Annotated in this window: 16 protein-coding genes; 10 read left to right on the forward strand and 6 right to left on the reverse strand. The window is 42.7% G+C overall.

Going from position 1 to position 20,871, the window contains the following annotated elements; genetic code table 11:
* The first annotated feature begins 60 nt into the window (after positions 1–60).
* From IQ274_RS02920 to map, 4 genes are all read left to right on the forward strand, one after another.
* On the forward strand, positions 61–504 hold the full coding sequence (locus IQ274_RS02920) for a VOC family protein (RefSeq protein ID WP_163939440.1): 444 nt from the start codon (positions 61–63) through the stop codon (positions 502–504).
* A gap of 142 nt (positions 505–646) precedes the next feature.
* Positions 647–3,466, forward strand: coding sequence for a M16 family metallopeptidase (locus tag IQ274_RS02925; RefSeq protein ID WP_193867315.1), 2,820 nt, complete (start codon positions 647–649; stop codon positions 3,464–3,466).
* 101 nt (positions 3,467–3,567) lie between these two features.
* The gene (locus IQ274_RS02930) at positions 3,568–4,092 is read left to right on the forward strand and encodes a plastocyanin/azurin family copper-binding protein (protein WP_228058009.1); all 525 of its coding nucleotides are present in this window, start codon (positions 3,568–3,570) and stop codon (positions 4,090–4,092) included.
* A 440-nt stretch (positions 4,093–4,532) separates the two neighbouring features.
* Entirely contained in the window at positions 4,533–5,360 is an 828-nt protein-coding gene (gene map, locus IQ274_RS02935; protein ID WP_163928957.1) for a type I methionyl aminopeptidase, read from the forward strand.
* Positions 5,361–5,536: 176 nt separating this feature from the next.
* Here the strand turns inward: map and IQ274_RS02940 are convergent, their stop codons facing one another.
* Positions 5,537–7,009: a hypothetical protein gene (locus IQ274_RS02940; RefSeq protein ID WP_193867316.1), complete on the reverse strand. Its 1,473-nt coding sequence runs from the start codon at positions 7,007–7,009 to the stop codon at positions 5,537–5,539.
* 201 nt (positions 7,010–7,210) lie between these two features.
* Here IQ274_RS02940 and IQ274_RS02945 point away from each other — a divergent pair, with 201 nt between their 5' ends.
* Entirely contained in the window at positions 7,211–8,614 is a 1,404-nt protein-coding gene (locus IQ274_RS02945; RefSeq protein ID WP_193867317.1) for an amidase, read from the forward strand.
* A 2-nt stretch (positions 8,615–8,616) separates the two neighbouring features.
* A complete protein-coding gene (locus IQ274_RS02950; RefSeq protein ID WP_193867318.1) occupies positions 8,617–9,318 on the forward strand; it encodes a Crp/Fnr family transcriptional regulator in 702 nt (233 codons plus the stop codon).
* 519 nt (positions 9,319–9,837) lie between these two features.
* Here IQ274_RS02950 and IQ274_RS02955 read toward each other — a convergent pair.
* Complete coding sequence (locus IQ274_RS02955; protein WP_163928961.1) at positions 9,838–10,212, reverse strand: c-type cytochrome; 375 nt, start codon at positions 10,210–10,212, stop codon at positions 9,838–9,840.
* Between the two features lie 210 nt (positions 10,213–10,422).
* Here IQ274_RS02955 and petG point away from each other — a divergent pair, with 210 nt between their 5' ends.
* Positions 10,423–10,536 (forward strand): cytochrome b6-f complex subunit V, encoded by a 114-nt coding sequence (petG, locus tag IQ274_RS02960; protein WP_063721252.1) that lies wholly within the window; start codon positions 10,423–10,425, stop codon positions 10,534–10,536.
* A 156-nt stretch (positions 10,537–10,692) separates the two neighbouring features.
* Here petG and rsmD read toward each other — a convergent pair whose 3' ends face one another.
* Both rsmD and hisH read right to left on the reverse strand, forming a co-directional pair.
* The gene (gene rsmD / locus IQ274_RS02965; protein ID WP_012411290.1) at positions 10,693–11,241 is read right to left on the reverse strand and encodes a 16S rRNA (guanine(966)-N(2))-methyltransferase RsmD; all 549 of its coding nucleotides are present in this window, start codon (positions 11,239–11,241) and stop codon (positions 10,693–10,695) included.
* Positions 11,242–11,324: 83 nt separating this feature from the next.
* A complete protein-coding gene (hisH, locus tag IQ274_RS02970; protein WP_012411289.1) occupies positions 11,325–11,960 on the reverse strand; it encodes an imidazole glycerol phosphate synthase subunit HisH in 636 nt (211 codons plus the stop codon).
* 174 nt (positions 11,961–12,134) lie between these two features.
* Between hisH and IQ274_RS37675 the strand changes: the two genes are divergently transcribed.
* The 3 genes from IQ274_RS37675 to IQ274_RS02985 all read left to right on the forward strand — a co-directional run bounded on the left by IQ274_RS37675 (position 12,135) and on the right by IQ274_RS02985 (position 14,648).
* A complete protein-coding gene (locus IQ274_RS37675; protein ID WP_322745173.1) occupies positions 12,135–12,302 on the forward strand; it encodes a hypothetical protein in 168 nt (55 codons plus the stop codon).
* 250 nt (positions 12,303–12,552) lie between these two features.
* Positions 12,553–13,941 (forward strand): DUF3370 domain-containing protein, encoded by a 1,389-nt coding sequence (locus IQ274_RS02980; RefSeq protein ID WP_163928987.1) that lies wholly within the window; start codon positions 12,553–12,555, stop codon positions 13,939–13,941.
* A 134-nt stretch (positions 13,942–14,075) separates the two neighbouring features.
* A complete protein-coding gene (locus IQ274_RS02985; RefSeq protein WP_193867319.1) occupies positions 14,076–14,648 on the forward strand; it encodes a Uma2 family endonuclease in 573 nt (190 codons plus the stop codon).
* A gap of 145 nt (positions 14,649–14,793) precedes the next feature.
* Here IQ274_RS02985 and IQ274_RS02990 read toward each other — a convergent pair whose 3' ends face one another.
* The gene (locus IQ274_RS02990; RefSeq protein WP_163928963.1) at positions 14,794–18,843 is read right to left on the reverse strand and encodes a DNA-directed RNA polymerase subunit beta''; all 4,050 of its coding nucleotides are present in this window, start codon (positions 18,841–18,843) and stop codon (positions 14,794–14,796) included.
* A gap of 120 nt (positions 18,844–18,963) precedes the next feature.
* Positions 18,964–20,841, reverse strand: coding sequence for a DNA-directed RNA polymerase subunit gamma (locus IQ274_RS02995; protein ID WP_012411285.1), 1,878 nt, complete (start codon positions 20,839–20,841; stop codon positions 18,964–18,966).
* Positions 20,842–20,871: the final 30 nt, after the last annotated feature.

A 20,871-nucleotide genomic window follows, 5' to 3' on the forward strand; every position in this document is an offset into this window, starting at 1 on the left:
CATTTGTCATTAGTGAATAACAAAAGACAAATGACTAAGGACTAAGGACTAAGGATTAATATGCACCACGCTTCTATTCGGACTGCGAATATTCATCGAGCGATCGCTTTCTACGAACATTTAGGATTTACAATTTCGGAACGCTTTACTACAGGCTACACGCTAGCTTGCTGGATGGAAGGGTTGGGTGGCAGAATTGAACTGATCCAAATTCCCGAACCCAAGCCAGCCCCGGATGCCTTTGCTGACGAGCATTATGTCGGGTACTATCATCTCTCGTTCGATTTAACTGAGATTACACCAGATTTACCTAGCTGGTTGACAAATTTACAGAAACGTGTATTGCTTGCTGCTGAGAGTCAAACCAAAGAATTACAACCGTTAAAGGTACTTTTAGAACCGACACAACAGCAAATAGGCGATCGCATTTACGAAGTAGCTTTCATCGCCGACACTGATGGCTTACCTCTGGAATTCATTCGGGTTTTAGCAAAACTGCCATAATTTAGCTTTTTTATTACCTTTATTGCTAATATATTGTTTTTCTGTATTGTTGCCGAGGTAACAGATTTTTTGGCCATATTAAACTCTGGTCACTCACCAAAATAATTATGTAAATTAATTTACAGATATATTTTCTAAGTACATGTATGGATTGTCTAGATTTTATAAATATTCCTTGCCGTTATTAATTTTAAGCTTATGGCTAGTAGCGGTTTTTTTGTTGAGCGATCGACCTGCTAATAGTCAACATACAGCCATATCTAACAAAGAAAAATCCCAGTCAACCTTGCTAGCAAAAAGAATAATGCCCTCAACACTGACAGAAAACGTCCATAAGACAGTGCTAGAAAATGGTCTAACTGTCCTAACAAAGGAAGTGCATACTGCGCCAGTGGTGACGGTGCAGGTGTGGTACAAGGTTGGCTCACGCAACGAAGAACCAGGGGTGAATGGCATTGCCCACCAGTTGGAACACCTGATGTTTAAAGGCACGAAAAATCGTCCGATTCAATTTGGCCGTTTGTTTAGTGCTTTAGGTAGTGATTCCAATGCTTTTACCAGCTATGACCAAACCGCATATTACGGTACTGTGGAGCGTAACAAGCTAAAAGCGCTCTTAGTGCTGGAAGCAGACAGAATGCAAAATTCCCAGATTGAGCCAGAACAACTAGCGAGTGAAAAACGAGTAGTAATTTCTGAGTTGCAAGGTTACGAAAATAGTCCAGAATATCGCCTCAACCGCGCCGTCATGCAGGCAGTGTTTCCTAATCATGCTTATGGGTTGCCTGTAGGTGGCACTAAAGCTGATGTTGAGAAATTTGAAGTTGAGCAAGTACAGAAATATTACCGTAATTTTTACAGCCCTGATAATGCTGTCTTAGTGATTGTTGGAGATTTTCAAACCGCGAATACTCTCGAAACAATTAAAGAAGTATTTGGCAAACTACCAAGGAGGGAGGGGGCAGGGGGCAGGAGGCAGGAGGTAGGAGTTATTTCTTCGTCATCTTCTTCATCCCCTATAGTGTTGCGAGAACCGGGAGCAGGGCGACTGTTACAAGTTGTGTATCCGCTACCGGATGCAAATCAACCAGATGTGCCGGCGTTGGATGTGATGGATTACATCTTTACAGAAGGACGCAATTCTAGACTTTATCAGGCATTGGTGGAATCAGGTTTAGCTAGTGAAGTTACAGCATCTGTTACCAGTTTGCGAGAATCTGGCTGGTATGAGGTTTTGGTGACGGCTGGATCTAAAAAAGATTTGAAAAAAATTGACTCAGTGTTGAGTCGCGCGATCGCAAATGTAGCAGAAAAAGGCGTGACAACTGAGGAAGTAGAACGAGCCAAAACCCAATTAACAGCAGATGTGATTTTGAGTAACCGTGATATCACCTCTCAAGCAATGCGATTGGGCAATGATGAGACGACTGGTGGTGATTATCGCTACACTGACCGCTATTTGGCTGCCGTTCGTCTGGTGAAGCCGACGGATGTTGTCGCTGTTATTAACAAATACCTTACTAAAGAAGCCAGGACAGTAGGCTTTTTTGAACCAACTCAAAAGCAGATAACAGGGGTTGGCGACAAACCAGACTCAGCCCAAACGACAGAAAATTTCTCTCCTGGCGTGCCTGTGCTTCCTTCTGAGGTGGTGAAATACTTACCGCCTGTGGATTTAGCTACAGATACGATTGCCCAAGTTCTACCACAGGAATTTAAACTTACTAACGGGCTGCGGATATTACTGTTACCCGATCATAGTACTCCCACCGTTACTCTAAGCGGCTATATTCAAGCCGGTACAGAATTTGATCCAGACGATCGAGCAGGATTAGCTGCTTTTGTGGCAGATAATTTGCTAAATGGTACTAAGAGCAAAGATGTCTTAACTATTGCCAAAATATTGGCAGAACGAGGGGCGAGTCTCAACTTTGAAGTACATCGTGAAGGTGTACATATCGAGGGTGATAGTTTAGCAGGGGATTTGCCAGTAATTCTAGAAATATTGGCAGATGTTGTTAAAAATAGTACCTTTCCCGCACAAGAATTGGAATTACATCGCCAACAAACTTTAACCGATCTGCAACTGGAATTAGATGAGCCAGCAGAAGTAGCCAGAAGAATATTTGTGCAGTCAATTTATCCGAAAAAACATCCTTTACACACTTTTCCCACAGAGGAGAGTTTACAGCAGATTCAACGCCAGGATGTGATCGATTTCAAAGCTAAACATTATCGTCCAGATACGACAGTGTTAGCGCTGGTGGGAGATTTTGATATAGACAAAATGCGATCGCTCATTAAAAATGAGTTTGGTAACTGGGAAGCTAGCGGCCAAGCACCCACATTAAAATATCCTCCGGTATCAATGCCGGAGAAAATAGTGAGTGTCAACCCAGTTTTACCAGGCAAAGCCCAAGCAGTGACATATATGGGTTACACAGGTATTAAGCGTTACGATCCTCGGTTTCACGCAGCCTTAGTATTGAACCAGATTTTGGGAGGCGATACTTTATCTAGTAGACTTGGTGCAGAAGTACGCGATCGCCAAGGTTTGAGCTATGGAATTTATAGCTACTTCCAAGCCGGGAAGAATGCAGGCACATTTTTGATAGAAATGCAAACTAGTCCAGCTGATACTAGTCAAGCGATCGCTAGTACTCGCCAAATACTACAGCAAATCCATCAACAAGGTGTGACTGCGCTAGAAGTAGAAACAGCTAAACGCACGCTCATCAGCAACTACAACGTTTCCCTGGCAAACCCAGAAGAATTAACAGATAGAATTCTGATGAATGAGGTGTATGGACTAGATAAAGTAGAATTGCATACCTTTACTGACAAACTTCAGAAAGTCACCTTTGAGCAAGTTAATCAAGCAGCTCGTGAATTACTCCACCCAGATCAAATCGTAGTTGTTACTGCTGGGCCATCTGTGTTAGCAGAGAAAAGCATTAGGTAGAGATGGGCGCTGGGCATGGATAATAAAGAATAGGTAAAGCGGTTTTCCCCGCTACCTATGAATTGTTCCTGCTCATCAGCATTGCCTTTTGAGAACTACCAATGAAAATTTACAACCATTTATACCAAATTTTAATTGCATCTCTGACTTTTCCAAATACTGATTGGCTGCAAATATTACGTCGTAGCTACGTAATATTAACGTTGTTAATAAGCTTAAATTTCATCACTGCGACTCCAGTAATGGCGGCAAATTTGTCTGGTGATTTGCTTAAGCAACCAGCTACAGAAATTACAATTAGCTTGGGTAATTCGGCTAACGAACTCAAATTTGAGCCAAATCATCTGGAATTCGAGGCTGGCAAACGCTATCAACTTCGGCTTACCAATCCCAGCCAACTGAAGCACTATTTTACTGCTAAAGACTTTGCCGATAGCATCTGGACACAAAAAGTCCAAGCAGGCAAAGTAGAAATTAAAGGAGCTATTCACGAACTGGAACTCAAGCCGGGTGCTGCGGCGGAATGGGTATTTGTGCCCTTAAAATCTGGAACTTATGGCTTACGTTGTTCAATACCAGGACATACGGAAGCAGGCATGACTGGAGAAATTGCCATCAACAACTAAAAATTGTTCGACTCAGTATTTAATAGCCGTCTAGTGTTTCAATTAAAGATAATTAAGCTAAATCGTATAAACCTCGTCTACCTTGAGAACCGTAGTTTTGTAGGTTGGGTGCAACAATAGCATAACCCAACATAAACTTTGGTGGTAATGTTGGGTTGCGTTTCACTCCACCTAACCTACATAAATATATCTTTTAAAAAACTCTAGGTTTCAACATAAATGAGGTTTAGTTGGGAGCGAAAAATAAGTTAGGGCGATTTTGTCTGAAGTCTAAAATATCAGGAGTAAGTGAATATGTTATTCTGTATACATTAGTGACTAAACTGCAATAATCCTTATCAGGGATTGAAATAACTTAAATTATAGATATTATTTCTCAAGTAATCTAGAGAAAGCATTCATACTTCATCGACAAAGCCAACAGTAATTATTAATTTCCCATGAACATTTTCAGTAACTTACTTTCTCAAGCAACTCAGCCTGCACCTGCGAAAAAACAACGCCGAGGAATTGAAATTAAATCGCCGCGTGAAATTGAAATCATGCGGCAATCATCGGCAATTGTGGCAACTGTCTTAAAAGAAATTTCCGAGCTAGTAAAGCCAGGAATGACAACGGCTGATTTGGATGCTCACGCAGAAAAGCGCATCCGCGAAATGGGGGCAACACCGAGTTTTAAAGGATATCACGGTTTTCCTGGTTCTATCTGCTCCAGCATTAATAATGAAGCAGTGCATGGCATTCCTAGCCCCAAAAAAGTGATTCGTGTGGGAGATGTATTAAAAGTAGATACTGGCGCTTATTACCAAGGCTTTCATGGTGATTCTTGCATTTCAATTGCTGTCGGTGAAGTGACAGAAGAAGCTGCTAAATTAATTCGCGTAGCAGAAGAAGCTTTATTTAAGGGCATTGAACAAGTAAAGGCTGGTGTATACCTACTTGACTTAGCTGGAGCAATTGAAGACCATGTGAAAGCGAACGGCTTTAGTATAGTCGAAGAATTCACTGGACACGGCGTTGGTCGTAACTTGCACGAAGAACCTTCAGTATTCAACTACCGTACCCGCGAGATGCCAAATGTTAAACTCCGTGCGGGGATGACGCTGGCAATTGAGCCAATTTTAAATGCGGGTTCTAGACACACCCGGACATTATCTGACCGTTGGACAGCAGTCACTGTGGATAATTCTTTGTCGGCTCAGTTTGAGCATACAGTGTTAGTTACAGACACGGGTTATGAGATTTTGACTGACCGTTCTAAGGTGTAATTGTTAGTTTTAATTATCTGTTGTTAAGAGAGGGAAAGTGTCACCAGATGACAATTTGCCTCTTTATTTTTTACGCTAGGTTCGTTCTCACATATAAGATTGATGCAAAGATGAGTCAATCTTATATGTGAAAACTTACGGTATCTAGTTTTTCACGAATCATTTAGTTAGGACTACTATATTTGACTAATAGCGGCATAATTATTTTTATAAACAGTAAGAATTTCTTTAGCTTGTACAGAGACAGATGTACTCTCTGGAATAGCTTGTAATAAATTAATTGCTTGCACCCATTTGTATTGTGCTTGTTGCCGAACTAGTAGCGAATGAGGTGAACTATTTACAAATAAATTAGCTTCTATTGCTAGTTTTTGGGCTGATTCTAAGTTTGCTAAAGCTTGCTTTTCTACTAAGATTCTTTGACTGATAGATTTATAGTTAATCTGATAGTAAGCTAATTTCTTCTTTGCCCTGTCATAAACTGATGTTTGATGAGGAATACTATCTAATAAGATAATTGCCTGATGCCATTTAGTTTCTGCTTGTTGCCAGACTTTTAGAGGATGTGGTGGTTTTTGAACTAGAGCAGCAGCCTCCATACCGAATTTTTGAGCAGATTTAAACTTAGCATTTGCATTTTCTTCTTGAGTTAAACTTAGATTCATCTGCTGCCATTGGAGACTTTGTTCTTTAATTTTCCAGCTACCAAAACCCAAGACTAATAAACTTGAGACTATGATCAAAACCGAACGTACTATCTTGGGTGTCGAAAAATTTGGTAATATTTGTATATGCTGGCTAATAGTTGCTTTATTATGATTTTCTTTTTCTATCTTTTTTAGGGCTTTTTCTGCCTGTTCCCTTAAAGTGTCACTCTGAATAATTAAAACAGCAATTTGTTCTTGGAGATGATCGCAATCATTAAGAATATCGGTCAATTCTTGAAATTTACTACCACTCGATATAATTAATTCGTGGTCATCATCTAACCATTCTAAGGCAAAGCCAGACTTCCCACAAAAAGCAGACACTCCTAATAAAATATTTAATAAGCTACGACTATTTTTAATAGTATCAAAAACATAATTTAACTTCTGTCTTAATTGTAATAATTCATTTTGGTAATTATTAATTTTTTGGATTTGATCCTCTAAAATATGAGACTTATCAAAGACTAAGTTAATTTTTAAATCTTCGAAAATTATCTGAAATTGTGCAAATAAACTGAGATGATTAATATCAGAATTTAGTTGATTGACTAAACTATCATCACTGAGAATATCAGCAGCTATTGCTTGCAAAAAATAACCCCATTCTATCCAGTCATCGATTTTGGATTGTAAATCAGTTAATGAAATTTTAGTTTTTGAATGTCCAAATTTGTCTGCGATCGCTTGATCTACTAATCCAACACTAGGTAGAAACAAACTAGCTACAGTGCCTATTCGAGGAAGTGTAGCGATCGCAGAATTTTTGACGTTCTCCAATCTCAATTCCTGGGCAATTAATTTTTTAATATTTCGTAGTTGTTCTTGAGCATTATTAATCGAGATAATTTGTTCCATGATTTTATTAGAATCGCCAATAGTCAGTTTGAGATTCTGAATTAGTGTTGGCAATTCGCTAACAAGTATTTCTAGGTTAGCCATAAATACCTCTTAGGGATTTGTCGAAAGTTTATACGAAACAATTAAAATAGCTGGAGTCAGAACATAACCACACATCTAAGCATCCTAGTTGAGTGATAAATCTTAGGATCTATAAAATGTATAATTCCCGTAAATCCTGGTAAAGTAACAATTTCAGTTTAAAAATCCCAGAAAAAGACAAAATTACCCATTCACTAACCTATGAATGAAGTTGATTTAGCATTTACCCCAGCACTAGAGTTGGCGCAATTAATTCGTCGCCGGGAAGTATCCCCTCTAGAGTTGGTAGAAATATATTTAGAACGGATTGGGCAATTAAATCCCCAATTAGGAAGTTATTTTACGGTGACGGCAGAATTAGCGATCGCAGATGCCAAAGCCAAAACAGAATTATTGACAACTACCTCAGAACTACCACCATTTTTTGGTGTGCCAATTTCCATTAAAGACCTCAACGCTGTAGCTGATGTTACCTGTACTTATGGAAATCCAGTATTACTAAACAATATCCCTAACTATGATGATGGAGTTGTAACACGGATTAAGCAAGCTGGGTTTACTATTCTTGGTAAAACAGCCACTTCTGAATTAGGTTCATTACCATACAGTGAGCCTACGGGTTTTCCTCCAGCGAGAAATCCGTGGAATTTAGAATACACCCCAGGCGGTTCCAGTGGTGGCGCGGCGGCGGCGGTAGCAGCAGGATTGTGTGCGATCGCTCAAGGTTCTGATGGTGGTGGTTCAATTCGTGGCCCTGCGGCTTGTTGTGGTTTGGTGGGACTTAAACCATCCAGGGGTAGGGTGAGTAAAGCACCTGTAGGCGAACGCCTCGCTGGAATTGCCGTCAACGGCCCCATCGCCCGGACTGTGGCTGATGCTGCTGCCCTATTGGATACTATATCTGGCTATGTCACAGGCGATCCTTACTGGTTGCCAGATCCGGAGCCATCATTTCTCGCTGCTACTCAGACAAAATTGGGTGCTTTGCGAATTGCCTTTGATACTAATATTTCTCCTTTGGGAGAAGCTGATGCTAACTGTCAGCAAGGTGTCCGTCAAACAGTCCAGTTATTAGAACAACTCGGCCACCACCTTGAACAGAAATCCCCAGATTTTAGCGGTTTAGTTGAACCATTTCAAATCGTTTGGCAAGCTGGGGTAGCTGCGTCAGGACTTCCTGTTGAAGCCATGCAACCATTAAATCGTTGGCTATTTGCACGCACAGGTTCTGTTGCCCAGTACCTCCAAGCAGTTTCCCAAATGCAGATTGTGGCACGACAGATTGTAGCCTTTTTCGATACCGTGGATGTGCTGGTATTGCCAGTTTATCTCCATTCACCTATCCGCGTTGGAGAATGGGCTTCGCTGAGTCCAGAAGAGACATTCCAAAATATTATTGAGTGGATTGCCCCTTGTCCACCTGCGAATGCAACTGGACAACCTGCGATCGCAATTCCTGTAGGCTTTGATAGTAAGGGTTTACCCATAAGTGTGCAACTAATTGGTAAACCTGCGGCTGAAGCTACCCTCATCAACCTAGCAGCACAATTAGAAGCGGCGAACCCTTGGATTCATCATCGTCCAGCCTTTGCGATATCAGGCTAATCATGCAGGCATCCCTGGAACAACTTTCGCAAATTATTGTGTTTGCAGGTTTAGAAACAGCAGACAAAGTAAATTTGCAACCTTACACTCAGGTGCAACGCCATCGCAAAGGAGAGATTATTCTCCATGAGGGTGATGTTTTACCAACAAAACTCTATGCTGTTGCCAGTGGAGCAATTCAAGTTACCAAAATAGCAATGACGGGGAAAGAAACGATTCTCCGCACCTTAGCGACTGGGGAAATTTTTGCGGCTCCTGCTTTATTAGGCAATGGAATTTCTCCAGCCACCGTAACTGCTGAATCTGATTGTGAAATTCTCACTATAGAGAGAGATGCTTTATTAAAAGCGATTGGACAAAACCCTGAAATTGCATTACGAATGCTGATGGTGTTTAACAGTCGGATTCAGCAATTGCATGAGACAGTACACGGATTAGTTTCTGAAAGAGCTATTGTTCGCCTTGCCAGATTAATTCAATATTTTGCTGCCGAATCTGGAACTGAATTAAGTCCACAAGGCGAGTGTTTAAAAGTCAAATTGTCTTATTATCGCATGGCTCGCAGTAGCGGGATTACTTACGAAGAATGTGTGCGGTTAATTAAAAGTCTCAAGTCAGTAATTGACTATCGTCGTGGTGGGAAGATTATCATACTCGATCCTAAGAAATTAGATGCGATCGCTTCTGGAAATATAGATCAATAATATTTATTACAAGTTTCCAGAAATTCAGGACTTAGGTAAAAAATAGCCCAAACCTCAATACTTTTCGGTTAAACCCAATAATCTCTCTTTTGGTCTGGGAAAGGTTAAAGGGCAATGGGGAAAGGGAAATTCAAACCCTTTCCCTTTCCCCTTTTCCCCAAAACCCGAAAAGTATTGGTCCAAATCTTTATTCTCCGGTAGGGGCAATTCATGTAGACGCATTCGCGGAGCGTCTCGTAGAGAAGCGGCTACTCTTACGAGAACGCTTTCAGCGAACCCGCAGGGTATTGCCCCTGCCGCGTGTAGTTTTGCGTAAGTTCTCAGATCGAAAAAGGTAACATTTTGATGTATTGCCTTTTTCCATAAGGGATTTACAACAGAATTTAAGAGTCATAATTCAGAATGGGCTACGCTAACGGAAGTTAAACACGCTTTATTCCTGGCTTTGAAACTTAGCTTGTATACAATACCCAACTTGAAATCTGCTACACGTATCCCGCAACCCGAAAAATTTAACGTTTACAACGACTCTAAATAGCTCAAAAGATCGGCCATTTCTTGGGTGCTAGGCTGGAATTTTGGCATTGGCGGGGTTTCGCCACTGATTACCTGGTGAATCAATCCATATTGAGACTTATGCTTGGAAACAGCCTGCAAACTTGGCCCTACTCGCCCGTCTGCTTCCAAACCATGACAACCAGCACAGTTAATTTGAAAGATCGCGTGTCCTTGAACTGGGTTTCCTGTTAGAGATAAAACACTCTTGACATAAGGATCGGAGGCTTGAACCAACTGAACACCAAAAAAGCCCAAAGGGACTGATAGCAGTATGGCCAGCGTCAATAAAACGATGCGCTGAATCAAAATTTCAGGTTTGGTAATCTGGTTATCCAAAAGGTTTGCGGTGAAAGTCTAGGTGTGCTAAAAAGTTTTCTTTTCCTACACATAGCTTAAAAGTTCTTGATCGTGTCTGCAAGCACAGAAGACTATTTTTTTCTGAGCAGTTGCCCTTCAAAAAGTCTATAGGACGCAGGATTCATACTAAATTTGGTAAAATCAAAAACAGGCAACGAATATTTAATCATTACAAAGAGGAGATTTCCAGTGGTTGAACCCCTGCTATCAGGTATTGTCCTTGGTCTAGTTTTCGTCACCCTCGCCGGACTGTTTTACGCTGCCTATAAGCAATACAAGCGCCCCAATCAGTTGGGCGGTTGAGGGAGTTTTATTAGCTGTAGCGGGGCATTTAGCCTGTGCTGTTAGCGGATAGCTAGGGTTTAGCCCGTGCTGAGTAGGGGAGACAAGGGGACTATGAAGGACAAAGAAGCAATTTTTCTCCCCTCTCTCCCTTATCTTTTCCACTCCCTTATCGTCTCATTGCACAATTCTGTAGAAAGTAAGTGATGTGTTGCCGTAAACCTTCTCGCGGCAAATTTCCCAAGAGGGAATCTCTGGCGGTGTCCAACCTTGTGAGGCGTGTTCAACTGCGATTTCGCCACTAGGATCTAAAAGTTGATAGTGAGCGATCGCTTCTAATACTGGTTGGAACAATCCACTGGCATAAGGTGGATCAAAGTAAATTCTATCGAATTGCTTGCCTGATAAAGTCTTTAACTGCTGCGTAATATCTCCCCGCAATACCCGAAATTCTTGCTCGTCGGCATTAGCTACCTGCTGCCAATTTTGTTGGATAGTGGCACAGGCTCGGCTTGATTGTTCAATTCCCACTGCTAGGCTAGCTCCTCTACACAAAGCTTCTGCGCCCATTGAACCAGTACCGGCGCACAAATCTAGCCAGCGACAACCTGCAATTTCTCCCTGCCAAATATTAAAGACTGCCTCCCTTACCCGCGCACTGGTAGGTCTAGTTTCTTTCCCTGGTAAAGTTTTTAGCTGGCGATTACCGTAAATTCTCAGGCTCATTGGTTATTAGTCATTGGTCATTAGTCATTAGTCATTGGTCATTAATTTTAGACAAAGGACAAAGAACAAATGACAAAAATAGATTAGGCAGGAATTTTTTCACGGACTTGAGCAACAAAATTAGACAAGATTTGCAATCCAATATTAGATGATTTTTCGGGGTGAAATTGAACTGCCATCAGATTTTCGTGAGCGATCGCAGCTGTGACGGTTTGAGTACCGTGGGTGATGGTTGCTGCACGGATTAGCGGGTCTATTGGGTCAACATAGTAAGAATGGACAAAATATACCCAAGGATCGGACGGCAAATGCTCCCACAAAATACTTTTTGCCTGAGTCATTTCCAGCTGATTCCAACCCATGTGAGGAATAGTGATGTCAGGTTCTGGACGAAATCGGCGCACTTTTCCTTTGATAATTCCTAGTCCTGGTTGGGTACCTTCTGCACTTGATTCAAAGAGAATTTGCAATCCTAAACAAATTCCTAAAAAAGGTTTACCAGATGCGATCGCATCTTTAATAGGTTGTTCCAAACCACGCGCTCGCAGGTGTTGTACTGCTGGATCAAATGCTCCCACTCCCGGCAGAACTATTGCATCTGCCTGCTCTAATTCCTTTGGAGAATAAGTAACATTAGGAGTTGCCCCAGCTTTTTCCAACCCCTTACAGACTGAGTGCAAATTTCCCATCTCGTAGTCTACGACCGCAATTACTGGCATTTACCTGCTCCTTGTAAATTTATTAATGGAGGGTTTTTCTATTCTAAATAATATTTGTTATGAAGAAAAGAATTCTATTAACTTCTTTTGACATTTGCCTAAAAGATCAACAGTCAAAATTCTTCTGATGATTTATTACTTGAAGTTACCAAACTCGATCTGATACCAGATGACTTGAGTTTTTTACGCCAGTTACCCGTAGATGTCCAACTTGCCAATACTCAGGTAATGGAAAAAATCAATGCAATTCAACCTGAAGACATTATCTGTTGTGAGCAGGCTGCAATCCTTACACAATTAAGTGTGGAAGCATTTACTAGCTGTGGAGAAATTAGAAGTTGATATAGAAAAATTAGTGGCGAAAGAAGCATCAATTCAGATTAGCCACGACTGCGGTCAATTTGTTTTTACTATTTAGGCTTGGAATACTTAGACCAAAATCAACTTACAAGCCGTTGTCTTTTTACCCACATTCCGGTTCTAAATCAAGAAAATTTGATGGGAGTTATTGCAGATTTCGTATTAATTATTAACAAACAGGCACTTTCATCAAGTTGTTAATGTCTGTATGGTGAAAGAAATATCTAAGTATATGTTGCCATTGTTACTAATTTTCCCAATTGCTCAATCAACTCCTGCGACACAACCACCTGAAGAAGTCGTACAAACACAAGAAGTACGTCCTTTACCAGGTCAATTGGATACAGTGCCAACTTTTAACAGTAATAGTCCAGAATTGGTGTTGAAAGAAGGAATTTTACTCTCCACTTTTCCACCAGATGGCAAAAAAGTGCCAACAGCGCATCTAAATTTTCCCTTTCGGGGACGATTTGATATTTTTGCCCATCACGTTGCTAGAGCTGAACCATCAGAGAATTTGCGTAGGCGTAGCCCGTCGGAGACATCGCTCTATTTAGGGATAATTTTGCATAACCCTAGTTCGGAAGCAGTAAAGGTGAATATTTGGCAGGCAGCGAGTTATTTGAGTCAACCGGATGCACCATTTATTCAATTACCATCTTTTAGCGAAAATCCTTTAGGGACAATTTTTGCTGGCCCAGGCGATCGCGTCATGTCTGATGTGCTGCGGGGACGACGACAAGAGATTTTCCCCGCCCAAATTGAGATTCCAGCAAAGCAAAGTCGGATGTTACTAAATTTACCAATTCCTGTACAGGGATTGACACCACCTCTGAATGGTCGGTCAACATTGCTCCGATTGCAAAGTAATGGCACTGTCTATGCAGCTAGCCTAGCGATGTTTGCACGGGTGAATCCTGATGGCAGTGAGCGATCGCCTACTTTAGAAGAGTGGCAGAATTTACTAAATAATGGTGATTTAGCTGGGCCACGGGATAAAGCACCCACTCCCTTAGAGGAAACAGGTAAACCAAGAATTTATGGGCGTGTTGCTGGAGTGGCTGCTGGTTCACGATGGAGAGCCTTATTAGTAGATAAGCCTAAAGCTAGGTATTTAACTATTCCCCAGCCTGGTCAAGTGTTTTCTTACGCCCTGAGTACCCTACATGGCGGTATGTTAGGAACTGGTCAAATACAAAGTGCTACTATGCTGGTGCGCTATCCTGACACCGCATATCGCGCTCATGGCAACTATGGAATTCAATATAATCTCAAGTTGCCGCTATACAACAATACTCAAAGTCCTCAAACTGTGAGTGTATCCATACAAACCCCACTGAAGGAGAATCAGCTAGTCAAACCAGGGTTACGCTTTCTGAGTACACCAGCCCGTGAAGTATTTTTCCGAGGGACAGTGCGGGTACGTTACAAAGATGAGCAAAATCAGCCGCAAACTAAGTTTGTGCATTTAGTACAAAAGAGAGGTCAACCAGGGGAACCCTTAGTTTTATTAAATATGAAAGCTGGCGATCGCTCCTTAGTAGAAGTAGACTTTCTCTATCCACCAGATGCCACACCACCGCAAGTATTAACAGTGTCAACTCAGACACAAAGTCGGTAATAAATGATGGGTAATTGGTATAGCTTTTCTCTAATTACCAATTACCTTGGCAATTTCTGGCAACTGTGACTCAATAATTTAGCCGTCAAGCTTCTTTTAAACTAGATATAAGACATCACACAAGGTCATTACAGATGGTTGCAACTCCAAATTCTAGCTATATTTCTCCAGAAGACTATCTCAAAGGAGAAGAAACTAGTCCTATGAAGCATGAATATAGACAGGGACAGGTTTATGCAATGGCAGAAGCAAGTAATACCCATGTAATTATTAGCGGAAATGTGTTTGCTATCCTAAGAAATCATTTGCGCGGGAGTGGTTGTCAGGCTTATATCTCAGATACTAAAGCACATATTGAGTCGATTAATATCTATTACTACCCCGATGTGATGGTAAGTTGTGACCAACGAGATAGAGCTTTTAACAACTTTCTGTGTTATCCCTGCTTAATTGTAGAAGTGCTATCTCCGACAACAGAAGCCTTTGACCGAGGTGATAAATTTGCTGACTACCGACAGATGGAATCACTTGAGGAATATGTACTTATAAGTCAAACTCGATTAAATGTTGAGTGTTTTCGCCGTAACCCAGAGAGCCAATGGGTACTTTATCCTTATGAAAAAGAAGATATAATTCATCTGGCAAGTGTGGATTTTCGGTGTGCTGTTGCAGATTTCTATGAGGATGTTACTTTTGAATCGCTGTGATTGACTGACTCTAGCTTAAAAGCCAGAAACCAGAACTTTGAGGATTTAAAAATGTGTTTTTATAAAGCAAAATAAAAAGGCAAAAGAAAATTTCTTTTGCCTTTTTACTTTTTACATTTTAATAGAGACGCGAAATTTCAAGTCTCTATTCGTCGTCGAAATCATCCTCGTCGTCTTCCTCTTCTTCCTCGAAATCGTCGTCATCTACGACTTCATCGGCGATTAATTCATCTTCATCATCCAGAACTGACCTCTCTGCACGTCTGCTACCAAAACCAGATTCCCCAAGAGTAGGAGAATCTAAATTATAGGTACGAGCTGTGCGGTCATCTAAGACCATATCCAGAGGATCATCAACTTCATCCAAGACACTACTGCTAATCTCAGCAGCATAATCATCGATCGCACCGGGTTCTTCATAGGTATTGTATCCAGTACCAGCCGGAATCAATCGGCCGATAATCACGTTTTCCTTTAATCCGCGCAGCCAGTCAGATTTGCCTTCGATAGCTGCTTCGGTAAGTACCCGTGTTGTCTCTTGGAATGATGCGGCGGAGATAAAGCTATCAGTGTTCAACGATGCTTTGGTGATACCTAACAATACTGGGGTATACTGTGCCCTCGCACCGCCTGTAATTGCCATAGCTTCGTTCACCTGCTCAACTTGGCGCAGTTCTACCAATTCGCCGGGAAGCATGGTGGTGTCACCACCATCATCAATCCTGACCTTGTTGGTCATCTGGCGAACAATTACTTCAATGTGCTTATCGGAAATATCAATCCCTTGAGACTGATACACCATTTGCACTTCATTCACTAAGAATGTCTGTACCTTCTGCAAGGCAAGGCTAGCACAAGCATAGATTCCGTCTTCGGAACCAAGGCTAAAGAAGATTTCCAAAATTTCGTGGGGATTAGATGGCCCATCAGTTAACGGTTGTCCCGCTAATACTATTGATCCATCTGGCACAATCAAGTTTTGTCCAGGGCCCAGAGGATAATCTGTCACCACGCCATTTGATTCTACGACCTTAATAGCGATCGCTTCATCACCACTTTCAGCGTAAACTACCTTAACTTCTCCGCCCCGCCGACACAAAATACAGGCTTCTTTCGGTTTACGAGCTTCAAGTAGTTCCTCAATCCGAGGCAAACCTTGAATGATATCTCCGGTTTTGGCGCGTTCAAACACCAGCAACACCAAGTTATCACCCCGTTGTACCAAATCGCCGTCTTCTATCTGCAACACAGCACCAGGGCTGACTCGATAAGGGCGACCGATACGGGTAGTAACAACGTAGTTTTTAGTACTCAGAGCTGATTCCCCACCAGATGCAGCAGCGGCACTTTTGATATCCACTACTTGCCCTGATTCTGGAGCAAAAACTCCAGGAGCAAGTTCTGTACCTTCTACTAGCAAGTCACCCACTTTCACCTTTGGCTGAGTACTAGTATTAATGGTGAGCCTGTCAGCGTCACGCAACACTAAGCAGCGACGCACGTTTTCGGTTCCTTTGCGGACACCTCGTACTTCCCCACCTTCTTTACACAAGATTTGGGTACGTGCGACTACAGAACCTGGGGCGATGGTTAACCCATCGTATACCTCAAGTGTGGTCTGGGTGCTACCTTGGGTGGCATCGGCGGTAATGTCTCGACGAATTACCAAGGATTCCAAAATTACCAGTTGTAAACGTTGAACTTCTGGGTCTTCAGTATCCTCTACTAATTCAATATCTGCTGCCAGGGGTGAAGCATTATGGTCTTGTTCCCCTTCTTGCTCAATTTCCAGCACTAGCTGGGTTCGCAGTAGTTCTACACCTTCAACAGATTTGACACGTTCTGAATCTTTGTAAGGTAGTCTCTGCACCGCTCTTAATTGAATAGATCGCCCGGTTTGTTGACTTACCGATGTAGTGGATGGCACATCTGGATTATCTGGTACAGCAAACTCGACTACTGGACGACTCAACAGGGCAGGGCCTTCTGGTGTCTCCACATACTGGATATAACGCAATTCCGTGGCAACATTACCTTGGAATTCCTCACCTGGTTGGATGAAGGTGTTATCTCGCCCGATGACTGATTCTGGATCGTCCACCATCAGCAGTTCGCCTGGCTTCACCACAACTTCCCGCAGGATGTCGTTTTTCTGGGTCACTTCTACCACACCACTGTTTTGGCAGAAGATATCCTTCACCACTTCGGTGCCAGCTTCCACAAACTGACCGTCTTCCACCAACAGTAAGGAGATATCTTTATTAACTTCGTGGCTTTCTTCAGGAATCCACAACAAGGTACCGCCCTGCACGACTTCATAACCCAGCTTGGCTTTACCTTTTTTCTGGACTTCGACACCAGCAAATTTCAGGAATCCACCAGTGGTTGTACGATAGCGGTCATCAATTAACTCAGCTACTACTTGACCATTTTGCACTTTTGTGCCTGGTGTAGCTCGGAGGTTAAATACCTGGTTGTTGCCAGTAGATACTAAGTAGTTATTACGACCTTGAGAACTTTGGACTGTCACTGTTGCCTGGTCTAAAACCACAGAAGCAGTGATAATCTCAATTTCTCTGGTACTCTTACCTGGTGTAGCTTCTGGCAAGCGCACCACACCGCCGTGTAAACTGGCTAATTTGGTTTCTGCTAAAACTCCATTAGCAGCGATCGCATCACCATTTTTCACCACCAATTCGGCCCCTGGTGGCAAGTTGTAAACTTCCCCAGACAAAATCCAAATCAAACCACCGCGTGCGGCTGTGGTTGTGGTATTGCCTTGACGGTCAGTTTTTTGTTCTGGAACAACTTCGGCAAATTGCACTTCCCCTGCTAAGTCAGAGGCTACATCTTTAACTGCTTTTTCTGTATTAGTCCGAGTTGTACGTCCACCAAGGGCAACCTCTGCCAACAACTGACCTTGTTTTACCTTATTTCCATCAAATACATATAGTGTTGAACCTTGGGTAAGATGAACCTCTTGGTTCTCTGGGGTAACATCACCTACTTTTGTTGGCTCCAAAAGCATGATGCCATTAGCCTCAACATAGAGGGCATCTTCCCCGTGGCGGGTACGATATGTTCTGGTTTTCAGTTTGCGGGGAAGTTTGACAGTCCCATCGATTTTAGAACGAACTTGTTGTGCCACTTCTCCAGTAAACACCCCACCAGTGTGGAATGTCCGCATGGTTAACTGAGTACCAGGTTCACCGATACTTTGGGCAGCAATAATCCCTACAGCTTCGCCCAAGTCCACCATCTTGGCGTGTGCCAAACTCCAGCCGTAGCAGTGTTGACAGACAGAGCGTGCGGCTTCACAAGTTAGGGGCGATCGCACCACAACTTCTCCCACCCCAGACTTTTCAATTTTCTTTGCCAAGTCTTCAGGAATTGGCGAATTGCGTGCTGCAATCAATTCTTTTGTGACCGGATGCACCACATCTTCGCCAATTACCCGTCCCATCAAGCGAGTTGCAAGAGGAATCAAGGTTTTAGCACCTTCTGTCATTGGTCGAATGCTAAGACCTCTGGTAGTCCCACAGTCAAATTCCCGAATAATTACATCCTGGGAAACGTCCACCAATCGGCGGGTGAGATAACCAGAGTCAGCCGTCCGTAAGGCAGTATCCACCAATCCTTTTCTGGCACCGTAAGACGAAATAATGTATTCCGTCACAGTTAGCCCTTCACGGAAGTTGGTTTTGATAGGTAAATCGATAATTTCCCCTTGAGGATCTGCCATCAGTCCCCGCATCCCCACCAACTGCCGGACTTGTGAGATGTTACCCCGTGCCCCGGAGAATGCCATCATATACACGGAGTTAAGGGGATTAGTCTTCTTGAAGTGAACGACTACTTCATCTTTCAAAGCTTCACTGGTACCATTCCAAGTATCGATTACCTTTTGGAAGCGTTCTACTTCAGTGATCTCTCCCCGTTGATAACGGGTTTCAGTAGCGCGAATTTCTTCCTCGGCTGCTTCTAAGAGTAATCGCTTAGTTGGTGGTATCATCAAGTCATCTACACTGATGGAAACCCCTGCTTTGGTAGCGTAGCGGAATCCCAAATCTTTCAATTTGTCCGCCATCACTGCGGTTCGCGCTGTACCATAATTCGTAAAAGCCCAAGAAATTAAATTTCTCAGTTGACCTTTGTCAACCACGCGATTGCGAAAAATCATTTTTTCGTTAGTCATTAATCATTAGTCCTGAGTCATCAATAATTAATAATTCGTAATACTCGCAAAACGCGAGAAGCAAGCTACGTAATTCGTAATTAAAGAATTAATTACGAATTACTAATTAGAAATTACGAATTAACTTGCTAGTGCTTCCTGAATGGCATTGTTGTAAATAACGCGACCAGGAGTTGTGTATATATACTGTGAAAGTACATTGCCCTTAGCGTCTTGTCTGACTCGACGGAACTTATAGAGTAATGTGCGGGTACCATCCTCGTTTTCCGTCACTTTCACGGGTTCTGTATCCGGCTGGTCTGATTCTATTTCGCCGTCAAACCTTACGTAAATATAGGCGTGCAAGTCAATTTGATCTTGCTGGAAAGCCATAATTACATCCTCTAGCGAAGAAAAGTAATTTCCTGCCCCTTTTGTCGCACCGGGATTTTCTGCTGTTAAATAATAGGCTCCCAACACCATATCTTGGCTAGGCGTGATGATGGGTTTACCCGTAGCTGGCGACAAAATATTGTTAGAAGCCAACATCAACAACCGCGCCTCAGCCTGACTTTCTAATGACAGAGGGACGTGTACCGCCATTTGGTCGCCGTCAAAGTCGGCGTTAAACGCCGGACACACCAGAGGATGCAGTTGAATTGCTCTACCTTCTACCAAAATCGGTTCAAAAGACTGAATACCCAAACGGTGCAATGTTGGTGCCCGGTTTAGCATCACAGGGTGTCCTTCAATCACCTCTTCCAGCACATCCCAAACACTCGGATCATTGCGCGATATCAGCTTTTTCGCAGCTTTGATGTTATTTACCATACCGCTACGAATCAGGCGGTTAATCACAAATGGTTGAAATAGCTCAATTGCCATTTCTCTAGGCAAACCGCACTGGTGAATTTTCAGCTTTGGCCCGACCACAATTACCGAACGTCCAGAGTAGTCAACCCGTTTACCTAACAAGTTTTGTCGGAAACGTCCTTGCTTACCCTCAATAATGTCGGACAAAGATTTCAGGGGTCGATTATTTGCCCCTACCACAGTGCGTCCCCGACGACCATTGTCAATCAAAGCATCCACTGCTTCTTGCAGCATCCGCTTTTCGTTCCGCACGATAATTTCTGGTGCCAAAATTTCCTGTAAGCGTGCCAAACGATTGTTGCGGTTAATTACCCGCCGATACAAATCATTCAAATCGCTCGTGGCAAACCGTCCGCCATCTAGCTGCACCATTGGGCGCAAGTCGGGCGGAATTACGGGAATGACTGCCATTACCATCCACTCTGGTTTGGAACCAGTGGCGATAAAGTTATCAATTACCCGCAGTCGCTTAATTAGCTTGGCTCTCTTTTGTCCCTTGGCGTTGCCAATTTCTTCGCGTAGGCTTTCCGCTTCTTGTTCCAAATTGATATCGGCAAGCAAACGCAACAGCGCTTCAGCCCCAATACCTACCTCTACGCCTTGCAGCACAGAATCTTCGCTATAAATTTGGTCTTCTATTTCCAACCACTGGTCTTCACTCAGTAGCTGTTTGTAAGTTAAAGTTTCGGCATTACCAGGACTCAAAACAACATAAGAGTTGAAATAGACAATCTGCTCGACATCCCGCAAGGGCATATCCAACAGGATGGAAATATAGCTAGGAATGCCTTTGAGATACCAAACGTGAGCTACTGGTGCGGCGAGCTTAATATAGCCCATGCGGTGGCGACGTACCCGTGACTCGGTGACTTCTACCCCACAGCGCTCACAGACAATACCTCTATGACGAACTCTTTTATACTTACCACAATGGCATTCCCAATCTTTTGCTGGGCCAAAGATGCGCTCACAAAATAAGCCATCCATCTCTGGCTTGAGAGTTCGGTAGTTAATTGTCTCTGGCTTGGTAACTTCACCGACTACTTGACCGTTGGGCAATGTTCTCTCGCCCCACTGCCGAATGCGTTCGGGGGAAGCCAAGCCGATTTTTACGTAGTCAAACTGATTAGTTTGGGCAGGTCTCATACTTAAGTGCTGAGTTTCGAGTTATGAGTT

Source organism: Nostoc sp. LEGE 12447 (assembly GCF_015206985.1).
In the GTDB taxonomy this organism is placed as follows: domain Bacteria; phylum Cyanobacteriota; class Cyanobacteriia; order Cyanobacteriales; family Nostocaceae; genus Nostoc.